Raw genomic sequence first — 14,620 nt, 5'->3', positions numbered from 1 at the left:
AAAGTAAATGGGGACACTCACCGTTTGCCGCCGCAATTAAACGCCAGGAAACAGGTGGATGGGGACTGGCGGGCGAGTTCTATAGCCTTGTATGCAGAACTCCCTTCAGAGGCTGAGTAGTTAATTTAGATAGTAGTTAAGTGTGAATAGATGATAGTGGGCATGTTTGAACCAACCGGAATGTTTGGCCTGCAAATGTAGGACATAATTGTGTGGGGTTAAAAAGTTTGTTCTATCTATTGTTTGGTCTCTCTCTTTATCCTCTCCCATGCATTATCTAGTGTTTCCAATGAGAGTTCTTGAATGTTGGTGATGCCCTCCTCATTGAGTCTCCGTTCCATATTGCGGAATCTTTTTTCAAACTTTTCGTTGGCACGACTCATTGTCTGTTCGGCGTCCAGATCGAGAAGCCTTACGACATTAACGATGGAAAAGAGTAGATCGCCCAGCTCATCCTGTAGACGGTTCTTGTCTGCTCCCTCCATCTCACTTGTGACCTCCTCCAACTCTTCTCTCACCTTGTTAAAAGCACTTTGTGCATCAGGCCAGTCGAATCCCACTCGTGCTGCCCGTTTTTGTAGCTTCTCTGCCCGTATCAACGCCGGTAGGGCCTTTGCTACTCCATCCATATGGCTGGTCTGTGCCGATATATCGTTGCGTTGACTGCGTTCTTCTGCTTTTGTTTGTTCCCATGCATGTCGTAGTTCTTCATCGCTCTGATATTGCTTGTCAGAGAAGACGTGAGGATGGCGGCGTATCATCTTGCTGCAGATGCCGCTTGATACATCGTTGAAATCAAAATGACCATCCTCCTTTGCGATCTGGCTGTAAAAGACGACCTGGAACAACAGGTCACCAAGCTCATCTCGCAGTTCACTCATCTCTCCCCGCTGGATAGTGTCTGCGACTTCGTATGCCTCCTCAAGGGTATAGGGCACGATGGTGCTGTAGGTCTGGCGTAAATCCCAGGGACAGCCCTTGTCAGGGTCACGTAGCTTTGCCATGATTTCGAGTAGTCGCTGCATTGCTTCCATCAGCTTATGTCTCCGAAAGTATAGAGTGGGTATACATTGGTAGAACTATCAAGTAAGCAGGGACACTCACCGTTTGCTGCCTCAACTATATGCCAGGAATTCAGGGGCACTCAACGTTTATAAACAATAATAATGGATTAATTATTGGTATCTTATTTTTTATCAAAATGTTATGCCAAATGTAAATGATGAGTGTCCCGATTGGTCGGTCACTATGTCGAAGGGTATTTATTCAGTGCTGCAGGATGCGCTGAGTAACGAACCGCATCATCCCGAGGCTCTGCGCTTACTGGTTCTCTCTGCGATTCAAAACTCATCTGCGTTGAAAGCAACCCACTACACCTTTTGGCCAATAAAGAGGAAGTAAGGAACGCGTAGTCCGGGTAGATAGGGCACCTTGGCCCGCAACTCATGTACCATTTCAGGGCGCAACCGTTGTTGTAAATAGGGCAACAGATCTTGATTGGGACGCACCCCATCATGGGCAAACCAAGCTGGCCAGAAGTGCCGGGAAAAACCACTATGACGTACTGCACCGGGATTTGGATAGCGACGGGATACGTAGAAATCCACTACACCCAGCCAGCCACCTGGCTTGAGATTGGCAATGGCGTTATCGATTGCTTGAAACCAGTTTGGAATCATGGTTAAAGCGTAAGAGAAATAGATTGCATCCACGGGGGTCTGGGCCTGAAAAGTCGTGGCGTCACCCAGATGGAAATGGACCTGCTCATGCCCCTGCCACTTGCTTCGGGCTCGATCCAACAGAGGTTCACACAGGTCAACCAGGTCGATACGATCAAAATGTGTGACTGAATCTCCCAGGTAGCTGAGATTACGACCGGTGCCCGCCCCCAGTTCAAGTAAGCTGAGTGTCGAACCCTGATCCTTGGCCAAGCGCTGCCATAGTCCCTGTAAAAGTTCGCCCCGTCCTTGTAACAAGCGCTCGCGGAAAACATCATAATGTGCCGCCTGGGGGCCATAAAAAGCTGTCAGCCGTTCAGCATGATCACTACCACCAGGTTGGCCACGCAACAGCGACCAGAGCACCTGAGCCTCACTGACGAGTCCTGAGCTGGGACGCTTTGGGTCAGCTGTAGTTGTTACTTTCTGTTCTGAACTCATACGCAACGACACCAACACTTAAAACCATAATTCCGGGTGAAATATTTTCGTTTCATGCCGGGTCAGGCATTCATGTGGGCAATGTGAAAACCGGCGTAGGTGTGTACCCGATCACGCAGATTCAACTCTTTGGCAAGGTTTTTCTCAAAACCAAGGAGATTGGTCAAACGACCATGACCGGGCAGCTCCAGCTTTTCCAGGTACTCAGGAGTGTGATGGGCACTGCGGAAAATAAGACGCGCTTCCGGTGTGGCACGCGCCATGATCGCCTGCCACTCTTCGACCAGCGCCTGGGGATAATAAGCGCTCATCCAATCCATATGATCCAACAATACAAAGCGTGAAATCTTCTCATCATGCTGTTGTAGAAATTCGGTGACGGTACAGGTGTGCGGGGAGATGCGATCTGCCAGGCCATTTTTAAGTGCCATGAAATTCTCTGGTTTGAGGTATTCAGGACAGCAGTCCCGAGTATATTTACCGTGGATATAGACGGCCCAGAAATAGTTATCCCCCACCGGTAGCATACGAAAGACATAGTCAATGGCATCGCGCACGAAGCCCGCAATGCCATTAGCATGGCTGCGAACCACTTCCTCGCGCTGGGGATGGGGTACGCCGAGCAAACTCATGGTAATAGGCCGGGAGATAGCCCAATTGACCCCTCGGCTCCATAAAAAGGGTGCGACAGCAGCATCATATCGCTCGCGCTGGTCATCAATATCCGAAGCTTCGTACAAAGAGTGGATACCCGAGCGCAACTTGGGCCTCATCTTGAGATAGCGGCTGAAAGCGCGTGCCACCAGACCAGACAATCCATAGTAGAAAAAGCTGCTGCCCTTGGGATCGAACCACTTTATGCGCTTATCCCAGTAGTCGCGGGCAAAGGGGGATAGGTCAGCTCGCAAGGCATCGTAATAAGCCTCGGATGCATGCTGATGTGTCCCTTCACCAAAAAAGCTAAAGAAATCGTCAAAATCGAGATGGCGAATCGTGCTCAGCTTCAACTCCAGTAGTGCAGTCTGGCGGGGATTGGCATCCACTGCATCAATATGGCTGGGTGCGCAGAGGGCGTAATCCAGCACATTGCAACCTGCACTGGTGATCACCAACATGCGATCATCGCTGCCGATGCGCAAGGCATCACGGTCGACCGCCGGGTCTTCCCAACAGGTGTTATAGACCAGGGAGCGCTGGTATAGGGAGCTGAAGATTTTCTGATGGAAACGGTCGGAAATAGCCGGTTTCGGAGTCACGGAATTACCTCAAAAGATGGCAGTTGGGGCCAAGAGAAAGCCAGGTTAAGATCCAAAAATGGTGCCTTATACCATATGAATGTTTAACTAATTTGACTTGGCAGCGTTTCTCGGTAAAGGCAGCTAAATCAGATGATCTGCATCATTCTTTTTGTCTGGTGGTTCAAATAATCGAGGTAACGATATAGTTCGACCCCTCCAAACGATATACAGGGGTGTTGTGGTTATTTTTTATTTATACTTCATAGTTCCGTCTTCTGGCGGACATAAATAATTCATACATTACTATTAGACTCCGCTCGCACTCTTTTCTGTACACTTCTGCGAGCAAACTATGAAAATAAACCGCCGGGACCTGCTGAAGCTGGGTGCCTATTCCACCATCCTCATAACCTCATCCGGCCTGCATGGTTGTAATAGTGACGACTCAGACGACTATAGCTTCAATCATGGTGTCGCCAGCGGCGATCCGCTTGAGGAGAGTGTTGTGATCTGGACCCGGGTTACCCCAGGTGACGCTAAGCGCGTGACGGTCAACTGGCAGGTGGCGACAGACGCAGATTTCGAAGAGCTGGTGAATGAGGATTATGCCGAAGTGGATGCTGATCGTGACTTCACCGTTAAGGTGGATGTACAGGGACTCGAATCCAACCAGGTTTATTACTACCGTTTTATGGCGGGTAGTGTCGATTCCCCGGTAGGTCGCACCAAGACTTTACCGAGTGGCAGCGTCGATCAAGCTGCGTTTGCCGTACTTTCCTGCTCAAACTATCCGGCTGGCTATTTCAATGTCTACCGCGAGTTGGCGAATACCGAGGGGCTGGATGCCGTCGTCCATTTGGGTGACTATATCTACGAATATGGCCGTACCGACGAGGAAGGTGAACCGGCCTATGCCAGTGAAGATGCCGCGACCCTGGGCAGAGAGGTAGAGCCTGCCACCGAACTGCTATCACTGTCGGACTATCGTACCCGATATGCCCAGTATCGTACCGATGCCGATCTGCAGGCGGTGCACGCCCGGCACCCCTTCATCGTAGTCTGGGATGATCACGAGATTGCTAATGATGCCTATGTGTCTGGGGCTGAGAATCATGATGAAGCAACCGAAGGGAGCTTCAGCGAGCGTAAACAGGCCGCTATCCAGGCCTTTTTCGAGTGGCTGCCCTTAAGGCCACTGACACCAGACGCCGAAGGACGGATCTATCGGCGTTTCGAATTTGGTAATCTTGTTAATCTATTGATGCTTGATACCCGCATTATCGGAAGAGATATTCAACTGAACTACGCAGATTATATCGATGCTACGACAGGTGAATTTGACAGCGAAAGCTTCAGCATCGATATGAGCAGCAGCGATCGTACCCTGCTTGGTGCCTCTCAACTCGCCTGGTTGACAGACAACATGAATCAATCCACAGCCACCTGGCAGGTATTGGGTCAACAAGTCTTGATGATGAATATGCAATTGCCGGCTGTTACCCTGACGCCAGATCCGGCTGCGCCCACTGTCTCTCTGACCGAATATGGCGAGATAGCGACTGCCGCTATCACCTATCAGACATTGGTTGAGAATGGCGTGGACGGCACAGATTCGGCAGCCCTGATGGCTGCTGGTATGACAGCCGAACAACTCGAGATCGTAAACGATCCTGTGCGTATGGCCTATCTTGACAGTCCGTTTATCCCCTATAACCTGGATGCCTGGGATGGCTACGCCTATGAGCGTGAGTTGTTACTGGCCAATGCCAAGGCAGGGCAGAAAAATCTGATCTCCCTGGCTGGGGATACTCACAATGCCTGGGCCGGTCGGCTGACCGATAGCGTTGGGGATAGTGTCGGTATCGAGTTTGCCACCACCTCGGTCAGCTCTCCCGGACTGGAGGAATATTTGGCGATTGAGACCGCCGAGGAGGTCAGGGGATTGGAACCTGGCGTCACCCAACTGGTGAGTGATCTCGACTATTGCAATCTGCGAGAGCGTGGCTTGATGATCATGACTTTTACCCCTCAACAGGCGACTGCCGAGTGGCGCTTTGTGGATAGTATCAAGCAGCAGGACTACCAGATTGTCGCCGATCTGGGCAAGACACTGACACTGGCGGCTGGCAGCACAACCCTGACCTGAAGAATCTATGATATAGATGAAGGAGCCTCTGAATAAATCAGAGGTTCCTGTCTTTCTATATCACTTAGCTACCAGTGTCTAACGTCTCAGCAATATTTTCGAGACGCTAAATTGTCTGACATCCTCTTCTGGCTCGTCGCCTGACGCGGAAGTCAGTGGCCGTGTAAGGTTTGTAATCAATAGCTTTCCATTATTGATTTCCAGGCTGGCGGGGAATAACAGACCTTTATTGATACCGCTTTCACTGACACCGTGAATTCCGCGACACTCAACGTTTATATGATGGCTCACACTATATGTCGGTGGAGGAGTTTCTCGATCAGAATTTGAGTTTCTGGTTGGGGGATCAACCAGATTTAACCACCCTTTTTGTGTTGATTGGTAGGGCCACAACCACTTGTTTATCTCTTTAAATGGAACTATGTTAAAAAGTAGCCAATTTCATCTTTCAAATTGGCCAGATTAAACAGACAGTTATCGGTAGTTATGTCCAGCAAAGGCCTTACCATCTACGAATTGGATGCAGAAAACAAAATATGCCACGTCGATGGTGACTGGGATGAGTTTCTGCAGGCAAACACCGATGAGCATCAAAATCATGATTGCCTGAACAGCAGAGAAGTCATCGGTAGCAAACTCGAAACTTATGTTCAGGACAACACCACAAGGATGCTACTCTACACCGTATTCGAATATGTCAGACGGACTCAGCAGACCAAGGCACTCCCCTATCGATGTGACTCTGCTGACCAGAAACGCTATATGTCGATGCAGATCGAACCCCTGGTGGATGCTGGGCTGCGTGTTTCCCATGCCCATTTGCGCTCCGAACCCCTGGATCCTCCTGTAGTCATCAAACCGCTTACCGAAGCGGATAGGGATGTAGTCTGGCGCTGCAGCATCTGTAACCGGATAGAATCTGACCAGGTATGGCTGGAACCTGATGAAGCCGCACAAGTATGGAGTAGGCAGGAATTTAATGTTGCATACACCGTCTGCCCGGTCTGCATGAATTCATGCTGACTAGGTCAACAGTTTAGAACTGTGTAAAAATATTAGTTGTTTCACATCAATATGCATTCTATTTTGATAGGTATAATCGGCTTGGGATTCAATACTCAAACCAACCCCCATCAGATATCGATATGAATAGCACTAAACACTAAACGGGGACACTCACCGTTTGCTGTTTTCTGTGAATCTCAGCTGAAGGGGTAACTGCAATAGTCTCCACAGGGATTCAGCGACGCTCAACGTTTAAAAACATTAATGACATGGGATTATTCCATGTTACCTTTCTGATTATTAATATGTTTTGTTAAATGTAAATGATGAGTGTCCCGATTAGCCCTTCGACCTTTCGCGTGACGTCATTGGCCGACATCTAACATCCAACAAAATCAATGTAGGGTGCCGCCCCTGGCGCACCTGGCCGCTCTATTTTCTGTGAATCTCAGCTGAAGGGGTAACTGCAATAGTCTCCACAGGGATTCAGCGACGCTCAACGTTTAAAAACATTAATAACATGGGATTATTCCATGTTACCTTTTTGATTATTAATATATTTTGTTAAATATAAGCGATGAGTGTCCCGATTAGTCCTTAACCACTGATCTAGTTATCACAAACATGGGGTGTCCCGCACAAACATTCACACAAACAAACTGACAGAAAACTTGGCCGGGTGGTGGCCATGCTCTATCACGACCGGGAAGCAGTACGTGAGGCGGCTCAGGAAAAACTGGCCAACCTGATCGAGACCCGGGTGGTTACTCAGGCCCTGGGAGAAACCGAGGGGCTCAGTCCTTAGGCTGTAATTGCTCTGCAACCAACAGAGAAGAAAATAAAAAGAAGGAAATAGACCCATTGATTGAATAGTGAATGTTCAATCATCACCAGTGTGCCAATAGATAGGTGTCTCTAAATGTCGAGATGTCTTCGGAAGAGCTGGATGCAGTAACGCCGCACGTCCGATTCTATGAGGGCGAAGTACAGGAATGTATGAGCTACACAACTAGGGACGTGGAGAAAAAGCGTTACGCATGTAATCCATAGGGTTGGAGAAGGACTGCACACCACGATGCATGCTATAGCCCATGCTGTTGACCGCGGGTGCCATCGCCTGCACTGAAGGCCCGATATCCTGTTCTAGGGTCTGATCAATACCCAGGATTACATTATCGATATTTTCGATGTCGTCGCGCATGTTATGCATATCAAAACGCATTTTCCCCATATCTGATGACATTAATTCCATGTATCCTCTCATGGGTTGAATAGAGTCTTTCATGACCAGCATGGAGCTATTCATTGTCTCTATATTGCCTTTCATACTACTCATGTCATTTTGCATTTTTGCCATAAAAATACCCATGCTGCCCATTGTCAATGCCATGCCCAGCCAAGAGCCAAGCACAATCACGGGTACCCGATTGAATGTCTTATTCAGCCATTGCTGAAAACCGTCGGGAAGAAATACCAGAGCAACGAATACACCTGCGAAAACAGCCACCAGAATTGTTACGGCTTGCGGTATCTGGGTTTGTTCCAAGGCAAAATATATAAGCAGCGCCAGGGCAGCCACTACCAACAAGCCGACAAGGTTTTTTATTTGGCTGGACACGAAATCCTCCTGGATGCTTAGAGATACAATACTAGGTTAATTGGCTGTGAGACACGAGTTCATGGACACTCAACGTTTAATAACATGGGGTTATTCCATGTTATCTTGTTGATTATTGATATATTTTGTTAAATGTAAACGATGAGTGTCCCGATTTGTTTTCCGCAGACGATTACTCGGTTAAAGCGTCTCGTCATAGTGGATACGCGTGTTAGGAATCAATTAAATACTATAAGTACAGACTTGACCCCTTAATCTTAACTTAACTCTTATTTTACTTATACTTTTGCCAGTAATAGGAAAATCGCAATAATTAAAAGGAGCTAACTGACAATGAATAGACGAAGATTAGCGCTATGCTTTGCCTGATTGATTTTTTGTATAAGGCACAGTATCCGGCGCCACCGCACCCCCTGAGATGATGAAGCTCATCGCTTCATCGATACTCCAATTCGTCGACACAAGCTTCTCAATCGGTACTATCTCCAAATAGCCCGAGGTGGGATTCGGCGTGGTTGGCACATACACCGCCGCCAGCTCCTGACCACTATTGTTATCCACCATGGTACGTGTCACGAATCCTACCGTCTTCATCTCGGGGGATGGGAATTCGATCAACACCACTTGTTGTATATTTTCCGGTTTATCCCCTAAAGCCGAAATGAGCTTCTTCACCAAGCCATAGACATTCTGAATCACTGGCAGGCGCTGCACGGTCGATTCGAAGATGTTGAGGATTCTCCGCCCGATCATTCGACTCGCGAACCAACCGACCAGATAGAGACCTACCAGCATTAGGAAAACGGCCAGGGTGTTTTGAAACCATGGTTCAAGTAGCCATTGAGCAAGGGACGGATACTCGTTCCTGATACTGTGAGAAAGCATCTTGACCCAGGGCGCCCCCAACTTTGAAAGCTGATTGAATACATATTTGAAGACCAGCCAAGTGACCCAAAGCGGGATAAGGGTGATTACGCCGCTGATAAGATAGCGCTGGATATGCAGCGGTCTCGATTTTATCTCAGTCATAATAGGTTCAATATCGCTTAGGTACGTAGAGTGTTGACGGCAACACCCGGCGCTCGTAATTGGGATTGAAGACACGATCCGGCAAGGTAATGGCGTCGTTGGGAACATCCTTGTAGGGGATCTGGTCGAGCAGGTGGTGGATGCAGTTCAATCGCGCACGTTTCTTATCGTTGCCCTCCACGATGAACCAGGGCGCCTCGGGGATATTGGTGCGTGCAAGGGTCTCTTCCTTGGCCTTGGTGTAATCCTCCCAGCGCACCCTTGACTGGAGATCCATGGGGCTCAGTTTCCACTGTTTGAGGGGATCGTGGACACGCATCAGAAAGCGCAACTGCTGCTCCTCGTCCGTGATGGAGAACCAGTATTTGATCAGGCGTATTCCCGACCTGACCAGGGAACGTTCGAAATCCGGGACATCCTGGAAAAACTGTTCCACCTGCTCTTGAGTCGCGAATTCCATCACCCGCTCGACCCCTGAGCGGTTATACCAGGAGCGATCGAACAGGGTGATCTCGCCTGCTGACGGCAGGTGGGATGCGTAACGCTGGAAATACCATTGGGACTTCTCCTTTTCCGTGGGCTTGCTCAAGGCCACAACGCGGCATACCCGGGGATTCAACCGTTGCGTGATACGCTTGATCACACCCCCCTTGCCGGCAGCGTCCCGCCCCTCGAAGACAATAACGATCTTCTCCCCGCTATGTTCAACCCAATCCTGTAGCTTGATGAGTTCCGCCTGCAGGGTCAGCAGCGCCTTGAAGTACTCCCTCCGATCCAGGGTCGGCGGATGTATTTTTTTATAGATGCGGCGCAACTCCATGGATAGGGCAGGCTCTGACATCTCAAGTTCATAGTCCTCGTCCAGGGCATCCTCCAGCTCCGCCCGGAGCCAATCCATGCCTTCAAACTGGTTGTCTCTATCTGTCATCTTGTTTCTCCTTAGTCATGAGATAAAAATATCACGGCATCTCCTGGGGACTATTACAATTTCATTGCACATATTACCTAAAGTACTATGTGGTACCGATAATGAAAGATATTCGCGTCAGCACCCAAAAGATAAACAAGGTACCTAATCCAACACCCCAAATTCAAAATCTAACAACCCGCGCGCATCAATGAACAAGATGGTTGCTCGATCTATCACTGATATTTAAGTCATGCCGCTTTTATGCGAGAAACGGCGTGATAGTCGGAGATGAATAGTAATTTTTAGACTGTGTTTGCACAGTGCAAGACGGGGTTGTACCTCAATTTTTGCTGATGCAGACGGTTTTAGCTTGGTAAGTATTATTTACGTAAGCATTAGTCGTGCAGCCTCGAGATTTGGCGTTTATCGATACTTCAATCTGCGGCATACTGCGGTGGGCCAGTGACTCATACCAACAAACCCTTTGAAGCGGCTCTCGAGATGAGTATCCCGATTTGTTTCGTTATTATTTGGTGGGTGCTTTTAGGTGATAGGCTGACTCTTTTCCTGAGTATTGATTGGAAGTTGATCTGCATCTGAGGTTTCCTGCTCGATTATATCGCTACGCAAGAGATATGAGCGGTTTCTGTTCGAAGCATAATAGGTTCTGGTGGAGAGTTCGCTGAGTAGACCAGTCGTGAAGGTTTGCACGCCCATGAGCACCAGCATGATGGCAATTATCAACATGGGCCGGGAGCCGATATCTTCCTGTAAGACAAATTTTACTACTCCGAGATGGATTAGCATAGCGCTACCTATACCACCCATCAGTAGACCAATTCTTCCGAAAAAATGTCCGGGTCTGGAGAGAAAACGAATAAAAAAATAGACGGAAAGCAGATCAATCATGACTTTGAAAGTGCGCCCAATTCCATATTTTGAGCGGCCATGTATCCTGGCTCTATGGTTGACTACTGCCTCGCGGATTCTTGATGGGGAGGTGTACATCGACATCCAGGCAGGGATGAACCGATGCATATCACCGTATAGCCTCATCTTCCTGATCAGGCTGCCTCGATAGATCTTCAGGCTGCAACCATAATCATGCAGGCGAACGCCGGTAACCCTGCCGATAAGAATATTGGCGATTTTGGAGGGGAATCTTCTTAGCAGAAGATCATCCTTTCGTTGCTGGCGCCATCCCACAACCAGATCCAGTTCATCATTGATTAATAGATCAACCAGGCCAGGTATATCAGCAGGATCATTTTGTAGATCACCATCCATAGTTGCAATATAACGCCCCTTGCTATGGTCAAAACCAGCCTGTATGGCTGCAGTTTGACCGAAATTTCGCTGCAGTGTTACGAGTTGATAATTACCGCTGGTATCTGAGAGAGTTGCTTTTATATTGCTATTTGTTTCGTCTGAACTTCCATCGTCTACCAGGATCACTTCCCACTCATAGTGGCAACTGCGTAAAGCTCGATCAATCTCAGAGATGAGTGGCAGGATATTCTCTTGTTCGTTATATAAAGGAACTATTACAGATAGATGGGGTTTGGTGGCTTTCCTGTCAAGCATGATTCGAAGCCTCCCGTAGTTCTGTTCTTTTCACTCTTTTGATGAAATTGGAGTGCGCATTGTCATAGCAAGGAACCAGGTTTGTAAAATTAATAATTCGAACTACCAAAGGTCTGAACCAGGATTTAGCCTGGTAGAGCAATGCAGCGGTTACACCGATGTTGATGCCAAGAAACATACCGGCAACAACTTGGCTTGGATAGTGTTTTGCAAGATAAATTCTGGAAAGGATTGTTAATAGTGCTGTTGTCAGCAGTATAGTGTGCCAGCCCCACCAGTTTCTGCGTGTTAAGATAACAAACAGACTTGCAGTGTAGAAGGTCAGTGCGTGATTCGAGGGCATGCCTTTGGCAACGCTGCTGCAGGTATAATCACTGGCTGCCTGTAGAAGCACTAACTGATCAGCGCAAGGTCGAAGCTCGGAAAATAGTGCTTTCAATAGATTACCGAACTGATCACCAATTGCTACAACAATGATGAGTGCAAACCACCAGCCTACACCATGCCATTTTTCCTTTTTAAATGCGCTAAAGAGTAGTGCCAGCAATATCGGCATTGAGAATCCACTTCGACTAGAGATCCATTGGAAGATTGTGTCACTGTATTGGAAAGACAGTTTGGTTTGAAACCAAACCAGGAGTACTTCATCGGGCGACATTTTTTCTATTTCCTATCAGGAGGCCGAATCCGGCACTGAGTGAAGTGGTAATTAACAAAAAAAGATGGAGATTTACTGCAGCTGTAATTGCAGATGTTTGATCGATTCCGGCGGGTAGTAGAACAGCTGCAATACCACCTTCGAAGGTTCCGATTGCTGCAGGCGTATAGAGCGGAATGCCACTTGCAAGTTCGCCACTCACAGCTGAGGCCAGAGAAAGAGAAAAACTGATATTGATAAATGAACCGATAATCAAAGTATATGCGGTTAATTTTATCGCCCAGACCATGAGGGTCCATAAAGACAGTCTCAATATGTCGCTGGGTTTTCTGGGTATACCTTGTTTGAATTTATTGATTGGATTTTTAAGGTTTGGCCAGTGTTTTGTGAGCTGATGAAATAGATTGGGTAGCAGTAGGCTTATCACTGCTACTGTCAATAAAGCTACCAACAGTAGTTGTAAATGGCCCGCTAGATGCATGCTAAGTACAAGGGTGAGTATCCCGATGAGCGCTAAAGTTAAGAGGTCTAGTAGTCTAAAGCTGACTAAGGCTGCAGTGCTTTCTGTCAAATCGATGGAGAAACTCTGTCGTAACAGAATGGGAAAGCTCGCTTCACCGACTCGCATCGGCACCAGGTAGTTATAAAAGTTGTGATGCAGTGCAATTCTCAGGCAAAGATCAAATCTTCCCTCTGTATGCGGCAGGAAGTGGTGGTATATACGTCCACCGCGAGCGATATGGCTTAGCAGTATCAACAGAAAGCAGAGGGTAAGCGAATCAATTCTAAGGTTTTGCCAGCTAGAAAGGCTTTTAGATGCATCGAACTCAGATGCGAGAAACAACAATATGGCAACTGTTGTCACCAATCCAAGGATTATGATTAGGCTTGATGGCTTGTTTCTGCTTTTGATCGCTGTTTGTAGGGATGTCAACATGGTCATGGTTTCAGCTTGTTGCTGGAAGAGCTTTTATTGTTGGATGTTCTAGATGCTGTAAACAGGTGATGCCTAGCAGCAGCAGAGCGATACCATGAAGTATTGGTTGTGCGTTGAAATAACCAGTCTGGTGAAATAAAAGCAGGTATAGGGTACACAGGGTAAGGAAGCGACCTAACCAATTGACTGCCTGCGGGGTAGTGGATATGCGCTGGGTCAATGCACTGCCGATAAATGCAGATATCCAACCTAAGGTTGCGCCGATCAAAATATCCAGCGGCCAGTGGGCGCCCACTGCTATACGGGAGAAGGCTGCGAAAATGGCTACGACGGCCAGGATTGGTAGTAGATTTGTCAGATACTTGATTTTGATCCAGAGTGTAACGCTGCCTAGTAAAGCGAAAATGGTTGCTGTATGACCTGATGGAAAACTGCCTTGTTTGAGAATCGGTCCGATGATGGTGATTGTATCTCTGTCCAAGCTTGCTGCCGGGCGTGGGATAGGGAAACCTGCTTTGAGAAGATGTATCAACACTGCTGCGATCAGGCCTGAAATTATGGCCGCGATGACGGCTTTGGGGTGATGCTTGTAAAATGGGAGAAGCAGTGTTAATGCCACTAGACCGTCCCCTAGAATGGTGAGTGTTTCCCACAGGGCGGGACTCAGGGTTGGTACTACCTGATGATTTATCCAGAGAAACAGTGAGGTATTGAGTTGCGTCTGATGGAGCCAGAGTGCGCTGCATAACAGTAATACTGGAATCAACCAAAGGCTCAAGTGGCGTAAGGGGATGGGTTGGTCCTGAAACATCGATATGTTCCTCTGTATCAAGCAGAGCCAGGGCTACTCCCTGGTGCTCATAGAGTAGTTGATGGCTTGGTAGTCTTTTTAGGTGTCGGCTTTTCGTTAGAACAATTTCTCCCTCATTGGGTTTACGCTTGGGTGTGATGCGGCCACTGTAAACACTGAAGCTAGGGTTGTTTATTCGCCACATTACAGTGGTTTGTTTGTAATTACGTGCGAGGTTTCCGGCTTCGCGTATGGGTGTTTGTTGAATTCTGCCGACTATAGGTATCAATAACTCAGAGGCGATAAAAATAGTGATTATGCCAGCGCTAAGCAGTCGTCCCTGGATCAGCCATCGATGATCATTGAATAACCAGATTATACTAAGTAGCACAACACCAAGAATTAAATAGTAATTAGCTGGTAGGTAATTGCTTGGTTGGCTGAGGGTTTCACTGAGAGAATGATTGTCCAGCTCTGTAATAGAATAAGAGATCAGCTGTGGCAAGGCTAACATCAATACTACAAAGAACAATAATGGTAAAAATA

Annotated in this window: 13 protein-coding genes; 2 read left to right on the top strand and 11 right to left on the bottom strand. The window is 47.7% G+C overall.

Translation table 11 applies throughout. The annotated features are described in order from the left end of the window. Positions 1-236: 236 nt before the first annotated feature. The 3 genes from mazG to AC4IFB_RS16545 form a co-directional block, all read right to left on the bottom strand. Complete coding sequence (mazG, locus tag AC4IFB_RS16555) at positions 237-1,034, bottom strand: nucleoside triphosphate pyrophosphohydrolase (protein ID WP_490775867.1); 798 nt, start codon at positions 1,032-1,034, stop codon at positions 237-239. A 336-nt stretch (positions 1,035-1,370) separates the two neighbouring features. Further along, positions 1,371-2,159, bottom strand: a complete 789-nt coding sequence (locus AC4IFB_RS16550; protein ID WP_490780758.1) for a class I SAM-dependent methyltransferase — start codon at positions 2,157-2,159, stop codon at positions 1,371-1,373. A gap of 62 nt (positions 2,160-2,221) precedes the next feature. Further along, positions 2,222-3,415 (bottom strand): BtaA family protein, encoded by a 1,194-nt coding sequence (locus tag AC4IFB_RS16545; RefSeq protein WP_490775865.1) that lies wholly within the window; start codon positions 3,413-3,415, stop codon positions 2,222-2,224. A 334-nt stretch (positions 3,416-3,749) separates the two neighbouring features. On the opposite strand from AC4IFB_RS16545, the gene AC4IFB_RS16540 reads away from it, so the two are divergent. Next, positions 3,750-5,543, top strand: coding sequence for an alkaline phosphatase D family protein (locus AC4IFB_RS16540; RefSeq protein WP_490780757.1), 1,794 nt, complete (start codon positions 3,750-3,752; stop codon positions 5,541-5,543). A 78-nt stretch (positions 5,544-5,621) separates the two neighbouring features. Here the strand turns inward: AC4IFB_RS16540 and AC4IFB_RS16535 are convergent, their stop codons facing one another. Next, positions 5,622-5,834: a hypothetical protein gene (locus AC4IFB_RS16535; protein WP_490780756.1), complete on the bottom strand. Its 213-nt coding sequence runs from the start codon at positions 5,832-5,834 to the stop codon at positions 5,622-5,624. 195 nt (positions 5,835-6,029) lie between these two features. Here AC4IFB_RS16535 and AC4IFB_RS16530 point away from each other — a divergent pair, with 195 nt between their 5' ends. Next, positions 6,030-6,566, top strand: a complete 537-nt coding sequence (locus AC4IFB_RS16530) for a hypothetical protein (RefSeq protein WP_490775863.1) — start codon at positions 6,030-6,032, stop codon at positions 6,564-6,566. Positions 6,567-7,557: 991 nt separating this feature from the next. Here the strand turns inward: AC4IFB_RS16530 and AC4IFB_RS16525 are convergent. The 7 genes from AC4IFB_RS16525 to AC4IFB_RS16495 form a co-directional block, all read right to left on the bottom strand. Beyond that, on the bottom strand, positions 7,558-8,166 hold the full coding sequence (locus AC4IFB_RS16525) for a hypothetical protein (protein WP_490775862.1): 609 nt from the start codon (positions 8,164-8,166) through the stop codon (positions 7,558-7,560). A gap of 354 nt (positions 8,167-8,520) precedes the next feature. Beyond that, positions 8,521-9,195, bottom strand: coding sequence for a DUF502 domain-containing protein (locus AC4IFB_RS16520; protein WP_490775861.1), 675 nt, complete (start codon positions 9,193-9,195; stop codon positions 8,521-8,523). Between the two features lie 7 nt (positions 9,196-9,202). After that, on the bottom strand, positions 9,203-10,123 hold the full coding sequence (ppk2, locus tag AC4IFB_RS16515) for a polyphosphate kinase 2 (protein ID WP_490780755.1): 921 nt from the start codon (positions 10,121-10,123) through the stop codon (positions 9,203-9,205). Positions 10,124-10,648: 525 nt separating this feature from the next. Continuing rightward, positions 10,649-11,689 carry a glycosyltransferase family 2 protein gene (locus tag AC4IFB_RS16510; RefSeq protein ID WP_490780754.1) on the bottom strand — a complete coding sequence of 347 codons (1,041 nt, stop codon included), beginning with the start codon at positions 11,687-11,689 and terminating at the stop codon, positions 10,649-10,651. Beyond that, a complete protein-coding gene (locus tag AC4IFB_RS16505) occupies positions 11,682-12,347 on the bottom strand; it encodes a phosphatase PAP2 family protein (RefSeq protein ID WP_490780753.1) in 666 nt (221 codons plus the stop codon). The genes AC4IFB_RS16510 and AC4IFB_RS16505 overlap by 8 nt, the downstream gene beginning before the upstream one ends. After that, positions 12,334-13,290, bottom strand: a complete 957-nt coding sequence (locus AC4IFB_RS16500) for a lysylphosphatidylglycerol synthase transmembrane domain-containing protein (RefSeq protein WP_490780752.1) — start codon at positions 13,288-13,290, stop codon at positions 12,334-12,336. Before AC4IFB_RS16500 ends, AC4IFB_RS16505 begins: the two co-directional genes overlap by 14 nt. A gap of 4 nt (positions 13,291-13,294) precedes the next feature. Continuing rightward, positions 13,295-14,095: a phosphatase PAP2 family protein gene (locus AC4IFB_RS16495; RefSeq protein ID WP_490780759.1), complete on the bottom strand. Its 801-nt coding sequence runs from the start codon at positions 14,093-14,095 to the stop codon at positions 13,295-13,297. Positions 14,096-14,620: the final 525 nt, after the last annotated feature.

The organism is Candidatus Thiodiazotropha sp. AKIB8 (assembly GCF_058244675.1).
Note: the sequence above shows the minus strand (reverse complement) of the source record. Positions and strands in the feature narration are given on the sequence as shown.